The organism is Streptomyces sp. NPDC054847 (assembly GCF_053610925.1).
The window spans coordinates 1-1,176 of the sequence record NZ_JBSGZJ010000791.1; the positions used below are offsets into that span (position 1 = coordinate 1).

Genomic DNA, 1,176 nt, shown 5'->3' on the forward strand with positions numbered 1-1,176 from the left:
GGGTTGGGGCCGGCTGGGCCTGGTGTTCCGGGCGGGCCCGATGGCGGGGGCTACTTGTCGCTGTCGGTCTCGACGGCGGCGGCGCTGTCCTCGAAGGGGTTCTCGACGAGGGCGTTGGAGTGGGTGGCGGACAGGTGGGCGAGCTGGCCCTGCTCGGCGATCGGGCTGAAGACCTTGTGCTGCTCCATGAGTTGCTCTCCATTCGTCGGTTCCTGGCTGCGCCGCCCGGACTGTGCGGCGGCGACACCCAGGACACTAATGAATATGATTTTCATTTCGCAAGGGCTTCGTCGAGGGGAAGTGGGTGATCCGGGTAACACACGGGCCAACCGCCCTCGGGGTCGCGTCCCACGCGCCCCGCCACGCCGAGGACTTCGGCGAGCAGGCCGGGCGTGACGACCTCGGCGGGCGGGCCGTCGGCGGCCACGGCGCCCGCCCGCAGGGCCACGATCCGCTCGGCGAACCGCGCCGCGTGCCCGAGGTCGTGCAGCACCATCACGACGGTCAGTCCGCGCTCCTCCCGGAGCCGGACGACCGTCTGCATGACCTCGAGCTGGTGACGCAGGTCCAGGTAGGTCGTGGGTTCGTCGAGGAGCAGCACACGGGTGTCCTGCGCCAGGGCCATCGCGAGCCGTACGCGCTGCCGTTCGCCGCCCGACAGGGACTCGACGGGCCGGTCCGCCCACTCGCCGACACCCACGTCGGCCATGGCCCTCGCGCAGACGGCGTCGTCGCCGTCCCTGAGCATGCCCAGCGGGCCCCGGTCCGCGTAGCGGCCCTGCCGGACGAGTTGACGTACCGTCATGCCCGGTACGGCCGGGGCCGACTGGTGCAGCAGGGCGACCCTGCGGGCCGTGCTCCTGCGTGACAGCCGGGCGAGGTCGTCGCCGCCGAGGCGCACCCGGCCGGCCGCGGGTGTGAGCAGCCCCGCGCAGAGCCGCAGCAGGGTGCTCTTGCCGCAGCCGTTGAGTCCGACCAGGGCGACGCTCTCGCCGGTCCCGATGTCGAGATCGACCCCGCTCAGCACCTCCCGCCGGCCGTATCCGAAGCGCAGTCCCTCGATGTTCAACGTCCCCTGCTGCTCCGGCCGGCGTGTTCCCGCACCGGCTTCCTGGCGGGTGACCGTGGTCATGGGTGTCCTCCCTGACGGGGCGGCCCGGGCCGCCGGGGTTCTGG

1 protein-coding gene and 1 pseudogene are annotated in these 1,176 nt (G+C 72.5%); both read right to left on the reverse strand.

Features of this window, described 5'->3' with window-relative positions; all coding sequences use genetic code 11:
* Positions 1 to 50 precede the first annotated feature (50 nt).
* The gene (gene amiA / locus ACWGH4_RS35265; protein WP_364597084.1) at positions 51 to 188 is read right to left on the reverse strand and encodes a streptamidine family RiPP; all 138 of its coding nucleotides are present in this window, start codon (positions 186 to 188) and stop codon (positions 51 to 53) included.
* A gap of 67 nt (positions 189 to 255) precedes the next feature.
* A pseudogene (locus tag ACWGH4_RS35270) lies at positions 256 to 1,132 on the reverse strand (ABC transporter ATP-binding protein).
* Positions 1,133 to 1,176 lie beyond the last annotated feature (44 nt).

Coding starts and splice junctions, on each gene's coding strand:
- amiA (WP_364597084.1), bottom strand. CDS start 188: ATGGAGCAGCACAAGGTCTTCAGCCCGATCGCCGAGCAGGGCCAGCTC.